Here is a 16126-nt window from a genome sequence, read left to right on the forward strand (position 1 = left end):
GAAGAAGTTGACAATGTATATTTTTATCAACGCAAAAAAGTTAACCCATGTCGAGGATGCTTATTCAAGAGTACCTTTTTTTGCATTTCAAGGCTGACGTGGGTATATCTTTCGGTTGTTCTAATTGAGCTATGGCCTAGAATATTTTGAATATATCTACAGTCAACCCCTTCATCTAGTAGTGTTGTTGCAAGTGTATGTCTAAACATATGGGGAGTGATGTGTTGAGAAAGTCCGGAACGGTTCGCCGTGTTTTTAATAATCGCTCGAACAGATTGGTCAGAGAGGCGAGCATTTTTTCTGTTTAAAAAAAGATTTTCACAAGTTGTGAGTCTCAGATTTCGATAAACTAGGTATTTTTCTATTGCAGATAGTACTTCGGTATTGGACAAAAAGAGCAATCTTTCCTTTGCTCCTTTCCCTTTAATAAGGATTTGCTGAGTTGCTAGATTGGTATGTTTTAAAGAAAGGTCACAGAGTTCTGAGACGCGAATACCCGTGGAAAAAAGTAGTTCTAAAATGGCTGTATTTCTGCTAGTAATAAATTTTTGATAATCGCTTAAATTTGCCTTCTGTTCTTCGTTATAAGAGTCGATTAGTAATAGCTCCAAGGTGCTCATAGGGAAGATTCGAGGGAGCGTTGACTCTTCTTTTAAACGAAGCCTTATTTTGTTAAATGGATTTTTATCAATATGCTCCATATACTCCAGATAGGAAAAGTAGGTCTTTATCGAAGCGTACTTTCTCTTTATTGAAGAGGTTTTAAATCGTTTTCCCATATGCTCAATGTAACTTTCAATAGTGCTGCGTGTTATTGTTGAATGGTGGTGTTCTTCTACAAATAAGAAAAATTGATTCATATCAATTTTATAAGCTTTCAATGTTTTTTTGTCCAATTTTTTTTGAAACATACAATAGTCAAAATAGGCGTGCAATAGTTGTTTTTCTATCATGAATGATTCCTCCGAGTCTTAGAATAAAGTCAGTATACTTTTTCTGACAGCATATGGAAATAGCTAAGTATCAGCTAAAATTATGTATGGGTCCATCAAAAAAATTATTGACAGCGCTTGATATCCGTGATAATCTTTGTTTTGTATTGCTGATGTTATTACTTCGGGTAAGCATGCGGCAATGAAAAAAGAAAATTGTTGGATGTTATCACGTTTGTGAGCAGGACCTATTTACATCGCACAGGAGAAGTGCAGGTAAATGGGCTTTTTTTGTAGCTAGTGGGGAATTTTTATGATCATAAAAAGAGTGTTAAATAATAATACAATCATGTCTTCGAACAGCAAGGGTGTTGACGTATTGCTGATGGGACGGGGCATTGCCTTTGGGAAAAAGAAGGGTAGCTCTGTTGATATGGAGCTAGTCGAAAAAACTTTTTTACTTCGAGACAAAGCAACTCAGAATCGATTTACGGAGCTGCTGATTGATGTGCCGATGGAGCATATCCTGGTGGCTGAAAAAATCATCAACTTCGGAAAAATCAAGCTTGGTAAAAATCTGAATGAAATCATTTATGTCAATCTAACGGATCATATTCATTCTGCGGTAGAACGTTACGCAGATGGAACTATCTTAAAAAATCCGTTGCGTTGGGATATTGCGCGCTTTTATCCTGATGAGTATGTAGTAGGAGAAAAAGCAGTAGAAATCGTTCGTAAGGATCTAGGTGTTGCCTTTGAAATCGATGAGGCGGCATTTATTGCGACACATTTTGTCAATGCTGAAATGGATCGTGGTGGTGATTTGGCTTATGAAATCGCGGAGATTACCAAGCAGATAGAAGAAATCATCAAAACGCATTACCGGACAGAGTTTGATGAAGCATCTTTGGACTACTATCGCTTTGTCACACATGTGAAGTTTTTTGCCCAACGCTTGTTGATGAGCGATCATTACGATGACGATGATGCTGAGCTGTTGGATACGTTGAAAAAGAAGTATGAATCAGAGTATGAATGTGCGTTGAAAATAGGAGCCTATGTTAATGATCAGTTTGAGTATGAATTGAGCTCGACGGAACTGCTCTATCTGACTGCTCATATTCGCAGAATCACAAAAAATTTATAATGGAACAGGATTGTTATCCATTTTGGAGCATGACCTGAAGCTGTTACTCTTTTTAAGGGGACAGTTTCAGGTCTTTTTCTATGAGGAGGAAAAGAAAATGAAGTATACAGAATCAGCAAAAAAAATCTTTGAACTAGTTGGTGGTGAAGCCAATATTCGTTCAGTTACCCATTGTATGACTCGCTTGCGTTTTGTTTTAAAGAATGAAGGAACCGTAAACGATGAAGCAGTCAAAGCGGTACCGGGTGTTATGGGGGTCATGAAAAAAGGCGGCCAATACCAAATCATTATGGGAAATGATGTTGCGAATTATTATAAAGAGCTACTTAAGCTTGGGAGCTTTAGTAATTCTGAGGCGGAGCCGGAGGAAAAGAAAAACCTGTTTGAAGCTTTTGTCGATGTGATTTCCGGCTGTATGTCACCGTTGATCCCTGCTATGCTGGGGGGCGGTATGATCAAGGTATTATTGATTATTTTACCGTTGCTGGGCATTTTAGATGAAGAATCGAAGAGCTTTGCGGTCTTGACGTTTTTCGGTGATGCGCCATTTTACTTTATGCCGATCATGTTAGCTTATACGGCTGCACAGAAATTTAAAGTAACGCCTATGCTGGCAGTAACTGTTGGAGGAATCATGCTGCATCCGAATTTTGTCAGTCTGGTTGCTGAGGGAGAACCGCTGAGCATTTTCGGTCTGCCAATTACATTAGCCTCTTATAGTTCATCGGTGATTCCGATATTGATCATGGTTTGGTTGATGAAATATATAGAAGCATTCTTTGATAAGATTATCCCAACGGTAATGAAAAGCTTTATGAAGCCGTTGTTTATCATTGTGATTTCTGGAATTATTGCCTTAGTAGTTGTCGGCCCATTAGGTACTTTTGCCGGAGAAGGCTTGTCTGCGGGAATCATCTGGATTCAAAGTAAAGCCGGCTGGTTGGCACTTGGGCTGATGGCGGCGTTCATGCCGTTGATCGTTATGACAGGGATGCACTGGGCCTTCGCTCCGATATTCTTGATTGCGTCTCCAGTCACACCGGATGTCTTGATTTTACCTGCAATGTTGGCCGCTAATTTGGCACAAGGAGCAGCTGCGTTAGCTGTATCTTTGAAAGCGAAGGATAAAGATTTAAAACAGGTCGCCTTAGCTTCCGGGATCTCAGCGTTACTTGCCGGTGTAACTGAGCCGGCATTATATGGGGTCACATTAAAATATAAGAAGCCCTTATATGCGGCCATGATTTCAGGAGCAATCTGTGGGGTATACATGGGAATCACAGGTCTGGAAACTTATGCTTTCGCAGTTCCGTCATTAGTCGCATTGCCGCAGTTTATCGGTGGCGAAGGAAACGGAAATATCATCAATGCCTGTATCGTTGCGGCAGTATCGATTATTCTTACCTTTGTTTTGACTTGGATTTTTGGCATTGATGAAGAACCTGTTGGGACGGATGCTGTAGATATTGAATTGATTGAAGCTGGAAGCAGCGATCCGAAAAAGATTTTAGCCCCTGTAAAAGGAAAAGTGATTCCCTTAAGCAAGGTCAATGACACTGCATTTTCAAGCAAGGTAATGGGTGAAGGAATTGCCATTTTGCCAGAGTCAGATACAATTGTTGCTCCATTTGATGGTGTCGTATCCGCTGTTTTTCCAACAAAGCATGCAATTGGGCTGACTAGTGAGGCAGGATTAGAGCTGTTGATTCATGTTGGTATTGATACGGTGGAGTTGAATGGACAATATTTTGAGGTGCTTATTGAACCAGAGGCACATGTCAAAGTCGGACAGCCTTTGTTGAAAGTGGACTTTGATGGTATAAAAAAAGCTGGCTATGATATTGTTACACCATTGATTGTCACGAATTCTGATCAATTTATTGAGGTTGTGCCGAAGGATGAAATGGTAGCAGCTGACTATAATGAAGCCGTATTGTATGTTGTATAGCTAGGACATAGCTAAAAAATTCGAATGTCTTTGAACTTTTCGAACACGCTCTAGTATAATGAAAGCGATAGGTGGAGGAGGCAGAACAGCTCTCCTCTGCTTGCCTATAAAGAGAATTGAGAAACAATCTATTTAGTTGAGATAAGAAGAATCATAGTTTACCTATTCGCTGAAAGAAGGAAGGAGAACAACATGAGTAATTTTCCAAAAAATTTTTTATGGGGTGGCGCGACTGCTGCCAATCAATGTGAAGGAGCTTATATCGAAGACGGAAAGGGACTGACCGTTCAGGATGTGACACGCAAAGGCTGGCGAGAGGCACCGTCAGAAGAACCCAAAGAAGACAATTTGAAACTTGTCGGAATCGATTTCTACCATCGTTATAAGGAAGATATTCGCCTATTTGCGGAAATGGGCTTCAAAGTCTTTCGACTGTCGATAGCCTGGGCAAGAATTTTTCCGAAGGGGGATGAACAGGAGCCGAATGAAGCTGGCTTGAAGTTTTATGATGATCTTTTTGACGAATGTCTGAAATATGGGATCGAGCCGTTGGTTACGCTGTCTCATTACGAAACACCTCTGCATCTAACCAGAACCTATGACGGCTGGCGCAATCGCAAAATGATCGCGTTCTTTGAGCATTATGTACGAACTGTTTTTAAACGATATAAAGGCAAAGTGAAGTATTGGCTAACGTTCAACGAGATCAATTCGATCACTCATGTTCCTTTTTTAAGCGGGGGCATCAATACACCAAAGGCTGAACTGAGCCAACAGGATATTTATCAGGCCATTCATCATGAACTAGTCGCAAGTGCCAAAGCTGTTAAAGCCTGCCATGAAATCATACCTACTGCGCAGATTGGCTGTATGATTTTAGGCGTGCCGGTTTATCCGTTGACACCTGAACCAAAGGATGTCCTACAAGCTCTGAAAACAGAAAGAGAGAACTTCTATTTTTCAGATATTCAGGTAAGAGGGTATTATCCAAGCTACACCAAACGTTTCTTCAAAGAAAATGATATTCAGCTGGATATTACAGAAGCAGATAAGGAAGCCTTGACTCATACGGTAGATTTCATTTCCTTTAGTTATTATATGAGTGTCTGTGAATCAGCGGACCCAAGTAAGGAAGCAGGAGAGGGAAATATCATTGGTGGTATTCCTAACCCTTATTTGAAAGCGAGTGAATGGGGCTGGCAGATCGATCCGGAAGGGCTGCGCTACTATTTGAATATCCTTTATGATCGCTACCAAAAACCGGTCTTTATTGTGGAAAATGGATTAGGTGCTGTTGACGAGCTAGTGGAATTGGCGGATGGAACGAAAACCGTAAACGATGATTATCGAATTGATTATATGAATGATCATCTGGTGCAGGTGGAAGAAGCTATCGTGGATGGTGTAGAAATCATGGGCTATACTTCATGGGGCTGTATCGATTTGGTAAGCTTCACAACAGCTGAATTGAGAAAACGCTATGGCTTTATTTATGTTGATCGTAACGATGACGGTAGCGGAACTCTTGAAAGATATAAAAAGAAAAGCTTTGATTGGTACAAAGAAGTCATCGGAACAAACGGTAACAACTTAATCAAATAATAACAGGGACAGACAGAGAAAGTTAAAAATCTCTGTCTGTTTTTTTATAAGCAGCGTTAAGCGTTATGTAAGAAGAACCAGTTTTTTTCATAGCTTTCTGAAAAACGTGACCTTCACAGCAAAGTAAAATCCGTATACTAAGAGTATAGCTAAAAGAAATTACAGGAGGAAAACAAGATGAAATGGCATAAATATACAGCAGATGATGCGATACAAACAGTAAACAGTTCAAGAAGTGGATTAGATAATGAGTCAAGGAAGCAAAAACTGGAGCAAGACGGAAAAAATGTTCTATCAAAAAAAAATCAATTGAAAACATGGCAGAAAGTCGGTAAGCATTTCGTGGACCTGTTGATGATTGTCTTAATGGTAGCCGCTGTGCTAAAAGGAATTACCGGCAGTTACGTTGAGATGGGGATCATTTTGGCAGTGGTTATTATCAACGGCTTGATTGGGTATTTACAGGAGCGCAAGGCGGAAGAATCATTAAACGGCTTGAAGCAGATGATGGGGCAAGAAGCAGTCATTCTTTCCGGCGGTGTCAGAAAAACAGTTGCTTCTGAGGACTTGGTTGTTGGTGATATCGTCCTATTGAAAAGTGGAGATGTTGTACCGGCAGATATTCGTTTGATTGAAACCCATGATTTGGTTATTGAAGAGTCTGCGTTGACAGGAGAATCATTACCGGTTGAAAAGCAAGTGAAGCTGTTAGAGGAAGACACGCCTTTGGGAGATAGAACCAACATGGCATTCTCAGGAACGCTCGTACAGGATGGATCAGGAAGCGGCGTAATTGTTGCGGTGGGAGACGAGACAGAAATTGGGCAAATCAATTCTGCTCTACAGTCTGTACAAAAGCAGACGACACCTTTAATTCGGAAGATGAACCAGTTGAATAAGCAGATATTCAAAGGGCTGATCGGTTTCATTGTCTTCCTAATATTTTTTACTACATTGAGACACGGAATGGATATCAATGTGTTGCTTTCTTCTGTGATCGCCTTGATCGTTGCTGTAATTCCTGAGGGACTACCAGCAGTACTGACAATGATTTTGTCCATGGGTGTAAAGGAAATGGCGGAGGAAAAAGCGATTGTCAAAAGCATGCCGGCAGTCGAAACATTAGGGTCAATGACCGTGATATGTTCGGATAAAACTGGGACATTAACAAAGAATGAAATGACGGTTGTTGATATTATTTTGCCAGAGAAGGCGGAAAAACAAGTAGCTATTGAAACAGCTGAGCTGGATATTACATCTATTATGAACAACTGTCAGGATTTAAAGCTTGACGGTAGTCAATCGGTTCATGAGCTGAGTGGTAATCCAACAGAGTTGGCACTGTTGAAGTTTGTCGATGATAAGGAAGTCCCTTTTTTAGAGAAGAAGGATAAGATCCCCTTTAGCTCAGCATACAAATACATGGCAACAGCTCATGAGCTTTCTACCGGGGAAGAGGTTGTCTTTGTCAAAGGTGCGCCGGAGGTATTGTTGGAGCTGGCACAGCTGACGAATGCAGAGCAGGAATACTGGAAGGGGCAGGCGGCAGAGTTGGCGCAAAAGGGACAGCGGGTTCTAGGTTTCGCAATGAAACATGTAACGAAAAAGCATGAGCTGACACACGAGGCATTGACAGGCTTGACGATGACTGGTTTGGCTGGAATCATTGATCCACCAAAGGAGTCTGCGATTCAAGCGGTAGCCGAAGCTCAACAAGCGGGCATTGCTGTAAAAATGATTACAGGTGACCACAAAGACACGGCGATCGCGATTGGAAAACAAATTGGGTTGAACCATACAGCGTATGCGCTAGAAGGGAAAGATATCGACCATTTATCCGATGAAGAGCTGAAAAAACAGGTGAAAACCGTCGATATTTTCGCCAGAACGACACCTGAGCATAAACTGAGGATCGTTACGGCGTTACAACAAAATGGTGAAGTGGTAGGAATGACCGGTGATGGTGTAAATGATGCCCCCGCATTGAAGAAGGCAGATATCGGTATTGCGATGGGTATCAAAGGGAGCGAGGTAAGTAAACAGGCGGCTGATATGGTTTTGGCAGATGATAATTTTGCGACGATCACCAGAGCCGTCAAGGAAGGCAGACGTATTTTTGATAACCTGAAAAAGACGATCAACTTCTTTTTACCAACTGCTTTGGCCCAAGGGTTGATCGTTATCTTCGCCTTGATGACCAACTTGCCGCTTCCGTTGACACCTGTTCAAATTCTTTGGGTAAATATGGTCACAACAATTACTCTTTCATATGCATTGGGCTTTGAGCCGGCAAATAAGAGAATCATGGAAAGAGCACCACGTGATCCGAAAGCACCGATGCTCTCAGGTTACAGTATTTTCCGGATTTTCTATGTCTCACTATTGATCACTGTTCCGGCGTACTTTATTGCTATGCAAGCGGAAAGTCAACTAGTCCAGCAAACGATGTTGCTACAAAGTATTGTATTGGCACAGGCCTTTTACATGTTAAACTGTCGTGAGCTACTTGACCCATCGATCAACAAGGCAATGTTTAAGAATAAAGCGATCTTTATCTCTCTAGCCTGTCTAGCTGTTCTTCAAGGCGTGGTATTGCTTGTACCGATTGCTCAACAAGCGATTGGCCTGACGACTTTAACTACATCACAACATCTTTCAATTCTTTTGAATACTTTTGGGATCTTCCTAATTGTGGAGCTAGAGAAGCTGATTACCAAGAAAATCAGAAAAAAGAAAGCAAAGGAGGTGATGGCGTAAACCGCAACACACAACACAGGGGAAGTATAGGCTCGTCACAAGTGGCACATGACCAAAACGGGACTCTTGAAGGAAGTTACAGGGAAGGGAAACACACTATTTGCACATAAAACATACGAATGCGATTTATATCGATGAGATTGAGGCTGTGACGTTTTTACATAAAACGGGAAACAGGGGCACGGTCACTACTCACTAAAACGCTCAAGGAAACACACACTTCTTGATAAACAGCATCCATGAAGCTTTTCGTGGATGCTGTTTATTGTTTGAGCAAGCTGCGTTAAGTTCTCCTTGATACAGACTAGTTACTGCATTAAACTATACCAAAGAACTATTCATTAGGGCTAGTAAAAAAGGAGGAAGAAGAGCATGGCATATGATAAAGCAAAATGGCATTTCGAGGCAGAAGATTTTCCAAAGGGAATTGAGATTGAACAAGGCGGTGTACATATGGCATTTTTTTACCGCTGGATGCTGGAAAAGGATTTTGCCGGAGAAGATTTGCTGGATGAGATGATTGAAGAGGTGCAAGGTGTAAAATCAGGCAGTTACAGCGCGCTTGATTTGCTGTTTGAATTTAATGATGGGGTGTTGTTAGCTGAAGATTTTAGTGAGACAGGGGTAATGTTTGCGGATCAATATTACGAAGAAGGTAGTGGATTTGCTCAAAGATATGGCTCCTATTTAACAGATTATGGCATGCTGACGTTGAAGCATAAGGACGGTGTGGAAGACTCGGATTATGGCATCCTGTATTCTGATGACAACTATCAAAAGGTTAAAGCCATTATTGATCAGAGATATCAGGAATTTTTGGTGTTCACAGATAGATAGATCCAATGAACGAATCAATGGATAAGTGGGCTACACTAGAGAACTGGGGGAGAAAGATGGAGCTTCATTATTTAAAAGAGGAGCAGGTCAAAGCTGCTGCTGAGTTGTATATTTCGGTTTTCAGCAAAGCGCCGTGGAATGAAGAATATGACTCTTTTGAACAGGTAGAAACGCTAATCAGAAATTTTATGTCTGAATCCTGTTATTTGAATTTTATCGCAGTTGAAGAGACTGAGGTGATCGGACTTTGTTTGGGCTTGAAGAAGCCATGGATCAAAGGAATCGAATACTATATTGATGAGTTCTGTGTGAAAACAGAGCTACAGGGTAAAGGCATAGGGACTGCTTTTCTAGCTCGGATCGAAGCTGAAATCTTGGGTTTGGGTATGGATGGCATGATGCTGAACACAGAAAAAGGGGTACCGGCAGAGCGCTTTTATCTGAAGAATGGTTTTCATCAGCTTGACGATTTGATTGTACTTGGGAAATAGATAGGACGAAACAGCAGATAGTGTTCACATTCGAACATCGTCTGCTGTTTTATCAATTGTTAAGGTCATCTAACCAGTCTAAAAATAAAAGTGCTGAACCAGCTCGCGTATTTCCTGCAGCTCATTTTGAGTAGGAATCGAAGAAATGTAAACGATTGTTTGTTCATATTTACCAGTCAACGGGTAGTTGGAGAGAATCAAATCGTTTGCTGCTAATTGTGACTTATCCAATTCATCTGAATTGATTGCTTTGAGATGGACCCTATTTCCTGTTAGATCTTGCAATTCTCGAAATAAAAAATTTTTCCATGCGGGTTCTCCCTGAAATAGAAAATAAGCGGTAACCTGTTGTGGTTGAACAAGATAGCGTGCTTCCTGTACCAATAATGTAACGGTATTGACCACATAGTTTGAACGAGGCAGATAAGCCAAATCATAGTATGCAATCTCATCGTAAATTAACTGATAAAGCTCCGGAAATCGTTTGCGGCTGAAGGGAAATAATTCTTGGTACTCCATTAAAAATTTATCTGACAAGCGTCTGGATTCGTAATATTTTAGCAAGAAAAGCACAAGATTATCCAACAAATATGCAGTATTAAGCGCTGGTTGGTTCAGTTTGGCGCTGAGCCGCTGTATAAACTCTTGGCAAGTAGAAAAAAGAACGTCATAGTTTTGTGTCAAGAGTGCTCTCAGCTCATCTGTTGGTGGGACACTGTAATTCCAGCTTTCCATGAACGAGAAAAAAGTAAAAAATGATTCTGTTGGAGTCAATTGTATTCCTTCAGAGAAATACAAGGTTTTCAGCTCTTCATGGAACAGCTGAAAAAGTACATCTTCTTCTTTAAAAGGCATCTTTTCTATCAGACAACCCGTTTTTATGCGGATTGTGTTGATAAAGAACCAACAGGTACCGAATATTTCTTCTGTGTCGACCTTTAGCATCGTCCGATCGAGTCGTCGTAAAAAAGAAGCGTAGTTTGCTTGATGGATGGGGTATTCATCAAAAAAGAAATTGTCATGTGTAAATGGCAGCAATAGCCGATGATAAAAAATTCGGATACTCGATTCCTCACCAAGCCATTGAAAAGCAGCCGAGGATACCTTGATTTTCAATTGAAAATCCTTTAGCTCCTTATTTAGTTTTGAAATATGCCGCTTCAATGTCTCAAATGAGATTCCCTGCTCAAAGAGGAAATTCTGAACTGCAACGTTTTTTGAAGAAAGCAATGCTCTGACGATTTGAATGCTGACTGAATCTTTCATGAAAGATTCCCACACCTCATTGGTTGTTGCATGCTCTGTAGAAGAAAGTGAAAGACCATTATTGCCGTCTGCTTCTAATGACCAGCCTTCTGGCAGTTCCATCCGGAGGCCTTGGATGTCATTGAAAACCGTTCGTTGTGTGGTTTGAATTTGTTCAGCGAGTTGTTTGGCTGTCAGTTGCGGATGGTTGACCAGCTTTTCCAGCAGCTCTACCTTTCTGCGGATATCCTTTTCAGTGATCAGTCGTTTGGCTAGTGAGTACATCAGGGTTTGCCCCTCTCGGTTTAGTTACTCAAATTATACGTTTTTTATTAGATTCCCTCAATCATTAGCTGTTAAGACTACCTTGTATGTGAGCAAATCAGTAAGACTGGTCAGACCTGCTCTGTCATCATCTTGGAATCAATCAATACAAATCAAAATTCCCCGTTTTTCGCATATAAAGTTCCCCGTATTTCAAAGTCACAGTCGTTACCAGGACTAAAAAAAGATTGATGCCCAAGAAATACATGGATTCAGTGATAATACTCTGTCCGGTAATCAGTAGATTACGTAATAGGAGGATCGTGTAAGAGAGTGGAAAAATGGAACCAATAAAGCGAACTATCACCGGAGAAATAGTTAGAGGTACCTTTACACCACTAAAGGCTTCCTGCGGTCCTTCTAAGAACACATACAGAATCGTCCCGTCTCTCAAAATTACAAAAAAACTGACGATAAAAGCGCCCCAAATCAGTCCGCCGGTACTTATCAAAACTGCTGAAAGCAACACTGTTAAAAGCCCCTTGATCGATAGTCCCGTATACCAGAGATTGCCGAAAATGAATAGCAGAAGGAAAAACCAAGCGTTGCCCAAAAGCATAGCGGAGGTTCGGCTGTAGAGCCATTTGAGCTTATTGACCGGCGTCATAAAAATTTGGCTGAGTGTTCCTTGTTGCCGTTCGTAGCCCAGTCGCCACGCACTTTGAACGATATTTTGAAAGAATGTCAATGCACAGTAGCCAATAAAAACAAAATACAATAGCTCTTTTTGAGAATGAATACCGGTAATTTTTAACGATTCGATAGGGAAAAGCTGATAGTTATAGCTCAATTGAATAAAAGAGACGATAGGCCATAGAATCATAGAGAAAAGATAGAAACTGTTGATACTGTCATTCAGGAATGTTCGTCGGAGTTCAGTCTTGAACAAGCTCAGATTTTTCATTGTTCCACCCTGCTTTCTTTTGAAGCCAACAAGGCAGATTCCAAGGTTGGATGGACGATTTCTATTTGTTGCAGGTCTATGTTTTTATCAGAAAAGAAATTGATGATTTTCCGGAGATCCGGCTGATTGGTAAATAAGCGCACTTCCAAAGTATCACTTTGCCGAGCTAATTCAAAGGGTTCGGGCCAAGTCGTTAAATAGCTATCGACAACTTCTTCATCCATGAGCGGCAGACGAAAAACAACCTGTTTCGTTAAGTTCAGCTGGGAGAAGAGTTCTTCTTTCGTTCCGGATAGTAAAATCGAGCCATCATCAATGATATAAATATAGTCACACAGCTCTTCTGCTTCCGCCATATAATGGGTCGTCAGTAAAATACCTTTGCCTTCTTTCTTTGCCAATTGTTTGATTGTTTGTCGCAGCTCCTTGGCAATTTGTACATCCAAACCAAGTGTCGGTTCGTCTAAAAAAAGATAGTCTGGGTTGTTGATTAGGCCTTTGGCAATTTGTAGGCGTTGCTTCATTCCTTTTGAAAACTGTTCAACAGGGATATGGCGTTTTTCCCACAGCTCTAGCTGCTTCAATAGCTGTTCAGATCGCTTAGCGATTTCCTCGGCTGATAGGTCATAAAGGGAACCAAAATATTGTAAATTTTCAATAGCATTCAAACGCCAGTAAATATTCCGTTCGCCTCCCGCTATCATGTTGATTCGTTGCCGTGTTTGTTTTAGCTGGCTGTTGATATCTGTACCATCCAGCAAAATCGTTCCTTCGTCAGGTAGAAGCAAAGTTGTCAGCATTTTTATCAATGTTGTTTTTCCTGCGCCGTTTTCACCCAAAACACCAATGATTTTACCAGGTGGAAGAGTTAGTGACAGATTATTTGTTGCCTGCTTCGTTATTTTTTCGCTTTTGAAAAGTCCTAAGCGTGTCTTGGTTGTGTAGTATTTATAAAGATTGATTGCTTCTAACATGATTTCACTCCTATTCGAAAATGTAGCTGATGATTTTCTGTTCTGTTTTTCTATACCAGTAAAGTCCGGCAAATAAATAAACGAGTGAGCTGCTAAACCCTATGGTGATTAAATAAGGAAGACGAGTATAACTTTCCGGCTGAAAGCAAAGGATTCGAAAGACCTCTAATGCTTGTGTAAGTGGCAGCAGCTCTCCAATCAGCTGTAAAAATTTAGGGAGTAGCTCTTTAGGAAAAGTAATACCTGAAACAAGGTAAATAAGGATGAATAAGGTATTCTGACTGATGTAGGTATCTCGCAATTGGAGCATGATATTGGCCAGAAAGATGCTCATACCAAAGGAAACCCAGACTGTAAAAAGAATACCGGCTAGCCAAGCCCACAGGCGGATACCGGAAAAATCAGCACCCAACAGTTGACTGATTCCCAACAGTGCAGCAAATTCCAAAAGGGTTCGCCATAGCTGTTCTAAAAATACACCGGAAAAATACTGAAAGACTTTATAGGGGGTGATCAGCAGACTCATCAAGGTTCCTTCACGGACTTCGGTAATTAGTGCTCGACCGACGTTCATCAAGGTTGCAACGCCCAGGTTATAAAAAAGGATGCCGATCGCTGCATAAGTAAAATAATGATCGGTGGTCATATAGCCAGACATTTTGGGGCTCACCTGATTGTTGAACAGAAAATTGGCAATCAGCCAAATACTGATCAGCTGAAAAGCAGAGCCTAAAATGCGATTGATAAATAAGGTAAATGGGAAATAGCGGCGGTACATCTGCCAATTTCTACGAATAATTGCAAACAAAAAAACACCTTCTTTAATAAAATTAGACAAACATCTAATTAGATGTTTGTCTAATTTTATTATTTAAGCTGTCGAAAGTCAATGCTCTTTTATCTTCATTTTCTCCAAGTAATCTTGTGTCTGGCGGAGAATCCGTTTATTGATACCAAAAAATTTGGTGTTGCCTTCACGATATTCCATTAGTAGGCCCGCTTCTCTTAGCTGTTGGATATGATGGGAGATAGAAGCTGGACGTATAGCCAAAAGCTCGGCCAGGTCTTTTCCAGAGTAGCTTTTTTGAAGTAGTAGCTCGATCAACTCCAAGCGTGTCTCATCAGCCAGCACCTTTAACGTTTTGACAGCTCGCGCACGAGAAATTTTCACTTCTTCCGGACCGGCAAAGGACACTGGAAAGGTCAGCAGCTGTTTAGAAAAGTCATCTGAATGAGCGATGACTGGAATATGATAGGCCTTGGTCGGAATTAGGACTGCGCTTTTCGGTTCTGGAAAATCAGGCAAAGGCTTACCGGTGACCGTTCGAAGCATCTCTATATAACTCGATTTTTCTGTGAGGGTGGTCAACCAAGTTTGAGCAGCTTGAAATTCTTCTGCTGGAATCGTGATACTTTTCAAAAACGCTTTTTGAGAAATCTCTGTCAGCAGCTGTTCAGCTGTTTGGAACATCTCTCTTGGTGCGTGTAAAAATACTTTAAAGGCAGCCTCATTTTTAAATCCAGAGTAGGCTTTTTCGAAAATGAATTGTTCTTGTTCGATTTCTTTCTTTGACAATCCCGGCAGCATTTTTTTCAACAGCTGTATTGTGGAGAGTTTGTTGATTGAGGCAAAAAAAGACGTCAAATCGTTCTTATCAGGTGCTTCACTAAGAAAATCCCAAAGAAAAAGCATTGGGAAGTACATCTGGTTCTGCTGATTCAGAAATGCTTCATAGCGAGTGGACCAGTCAAGAATCACTTCTTCAGAGAATAGCTCAAAAAGCTCGTCTGTCTTTTTTTGTGCTAAATAGGAAGCAGCAATTGCTGCTTCACAAATAAAGGATTGCTCGATTGTTATTTTCATTGATCTGTTCACTCCTGTAGTGTGTCTATGCAATGCTATTTATCTAATTTGTACCGTGGAATAAAGTCTATTTTTCGGGAACCATTCAATTAAGAGTATAAAGTATTTTTTAAGACATTACTATCTTGGTCATTAGGAAAGTAGGAAAGCATCGTTTGATTATCCTGAAAGACTAGAAGAGTCACTTTTCTTTTTGGGTAAATAGTCTGGAATTCTTTTGAGACCCGTTCAGCAGCTTTCGACAACATGATATACTCGATTCAGGATAAAAAATCATCTGCCTCCTTTTGGTGATGATGTGGGAGCAACGTGAAGCAGCTAGAGAAAAATACTGTAATTTCCTTGAAAAAATTAATTGGTCACAACTTGGCAATAACTATTCGTTATTCTTAGAGTATCAGGAAGCGGATTGGCATTACCACAGCTTCAACGATTGAAAGAATATGTTAGTGAGTAGCTGAAATCAAAGGAGGAGAATATTATGAAAAAAATGGCGCTTTGGAAAAAGCTGACATTGGCAACTGTTGTGATTTGTGGATTGTTTTTCGGTGGTATCACACTTGCTCAAAATTTATCAGAGCAATCTATTCTGGCGGCATCAAACAATCAAGAAACTGAGGAAGAAGCAATAGCAAGAACACAGAAGGAATTTGAGCGGATCGACAAGATGTCTGTTCAAGAATATTATATCGACTACTTAGATTATGATCCTAGGATTATGGCAGACTTTGAAGAAAAATATGCAGAGGATGCTAACGAGGTCAAGATCAAAGACCTTGACAATGAAAAATCCAACTATCTAATGGCGTTGACTTCATTTTATGAGAATGGTGATCAGCCGATCTTGGCAAGAAATGAGCAAAAGGAAAATGGGGAAGTTATTATTGGTGCAAATGGAGAATATGCGTATTCTTTGGAAACTTTATCTGGTGATGTGGCAGCACTATCTGATGCTATTGATTCTACTACGCCGATTATCGAAATTTGCGTAAGACATGGAGTAGATCCGGAAGGGAAAATTCGAGACTTGACCCCTGAGATCATTGTGGAGATCGATCGGAAACTATTCGAGATATCTGATCATCCGAAATAGAAGGTAAA

General features: G+C 40.6%; 13 protein-coding genes. 7 read left to right on the forward strand and 6 right to left on the reverse strand.

Annotated elements, in window-relative coordinates:
* Positions 1–26: 26 nt before the first annotated feature.
* Positions 27–953 carry a tyrosine-type recombinase/integrase gene (locus A5888_RS16830; RefSeq protein WP_339101747.1) on the reverse strand — a complete coding sequence of 309 codons (927 nt, stop codon included), beginning with the start codon at positions 951–953 and terminating at the stop codon, positions 27–29.
* A 292-nt stretch (positions 954–1245) separates the two neighbouring features.
* On the opposite strand from A5888_RS16830, the gene licT reads away from it, so the two are divergent.
* The 6 genes from licT to A5888_RS16860 all read left to right on the forward strand — a co-directional run bounded on the left by licT (position 1246) and on the right by A5888_RS16860 (position 9714).
* Entirely contained in the window at positions 1246–2079 is an 834-nt protein-coding gene (licT, locus tag A5888_RS16835) for a BglG family transcription antiterminator LicT (protein WP_086350662.1), read from the forward strand.
* A 97-nt stretch (positions 2080–2176) separates the two neighbouring features.
* On the forward strand, positions 2177–4027 hold the full coding sequence (locus A5888_RS16840) for a beta-glucoside-specific PTS transporter subunit IIABC (protein WP_086350663.1): 1851 nt from the start codon (positions 2177–2179) through the stop codon (positions 4025–4027).
* A gap of 192 nt (positions 4028–4219) precedes the next feature.
* Positions 4220–5629, forward strand: a complete 1410-nt coding sequence (locus A5888_RS16845) for a glycoside hydrolase family 1 protein (protein WP_086350664.1) — start codon at positions 4220–4222, stop codon at positions 5627–5629.
* Between the two features lie 177 nt (positions 5630–5806).
* Positions 5807–8386 (forward strand): HAD-IC family P-type ATPase, encoded by a 2580-nt coding sequence (locus A5888_RS16850; RefSeq protein ID WP_086350665.1) that lies wholly within the window; start codon positions 5807–5809, stop codon positions 8384–8386.
* Between the two features lie 372 nt (positions 8387–8758).
* Complete coding sequence (locus A5888_RS16855; protein WP_086350666.1) at positions 8759–9223, forward strand: hypothetical protein; 465 nt, start codon at positions 8759–8761, stop codon at positions 9221–9223.
* 56 nt (positions 9224–9279) lie between these two features.
* The gene (locus tag A5888_RS16860; RefSeq protein ID WP_086350667.1) at positions 9280–9714 is read left to right on the forward strand and encodes a GNAT family N-acetyltransferase; all 435 of its coding nucleotides are present in this window, start codon (positions 9280–9282) and stop codon (positions 9712–9714) included.
* Between the two features lie 78 nt (positions 9715–9792).
* Here the strand turns inward: A5888_RS16860 and A5888_RS16865 are convergent, their stop codons facing one another.
* The 5 genes from A5888_RS16865 to A5888_RS16885 all read right to left on the reverse strand — a co-directional run bounded on the left by A5888_RS16865 (position 9793) and on the right by A5888_RS16885 (position 15025).
* Entirely contained in the window at positions 9793–11244 is a 1452-nt protein-coding gene (locus A5888_RS16865) for a helix-turn-helix domain-containing protein (RefSeq protein WP_086350668.1), read from the reverse strand.
* Positions 11245–11386: 142 nt separating this feature from the next.
* Positions 11387–12187, reverse strand: coding sequence for a hypothetical protein (locus A5888_RS16870; RefSeq protein ID WP_086350669.1), 801 nt, complete (start codon positions 12185–12187; stop codon positions 11387–11389).
* Positions 12184–13161, reverse strand: a complete 978-nt coding sequence (locus A5888_RS16875) for an ABC transporter ATP-binding protein (protein ID WP_086350670.1) — start codon at positions 13159–13161, stop codon at positions 12184–12186. Before A5888_RS16875 ends, A5888_RS16870 begins: the two co-directional genes overlap by 4 nt.
* 10 nt (positions 13162–13171) lie before the next feature.
* On the reverse strand, positions 13172–13969 hold the full coding sequence (locus A5888_RS16880) for an ABC transporter permease (RefSeq protein WP_249274549.1): 798 nt from the start codon (positions 13967–13969) through the stop codon (positions 13172–13174).
* Between the two features lie 78 nt (positions 13970–14047).
* Entirely contained in the window at positions 14048–15025 is a 978-nt protein-coding gene (locus A5888_RS16885; RefSeq protein ID WP_086350671.1) for an ArsR/SmtB family transcription factor, read from the reverse strand.
* 481 nt (positions 15026–15506) lie between these two features.
* Between A5888_RS16885 and A5888_RS16890 the strand changes: the two genes are divergently transcribed.
* A complete protein-coding gene (locus A5888_RS16890) occupies positions 15507–16118 on the forward strand; it encodes a hypothetical protein (RefSeq protein ID WP_086350672.1) in 612 nt (203 codons plus the stop codon).
* Positions 16119–16126 lie beyond the last annotated feature (8 nt).

The sequence above is a fragment of the Enterococcus sp. 9E7_DIV0242 genome (assembly GCF_002140975.2).
Lineage (GTDB): Bacteria > Bacillota > Bacilli > Lactobacillales > Enterococcaceae > Enterococcus_L > Enterococcus_L clewellii.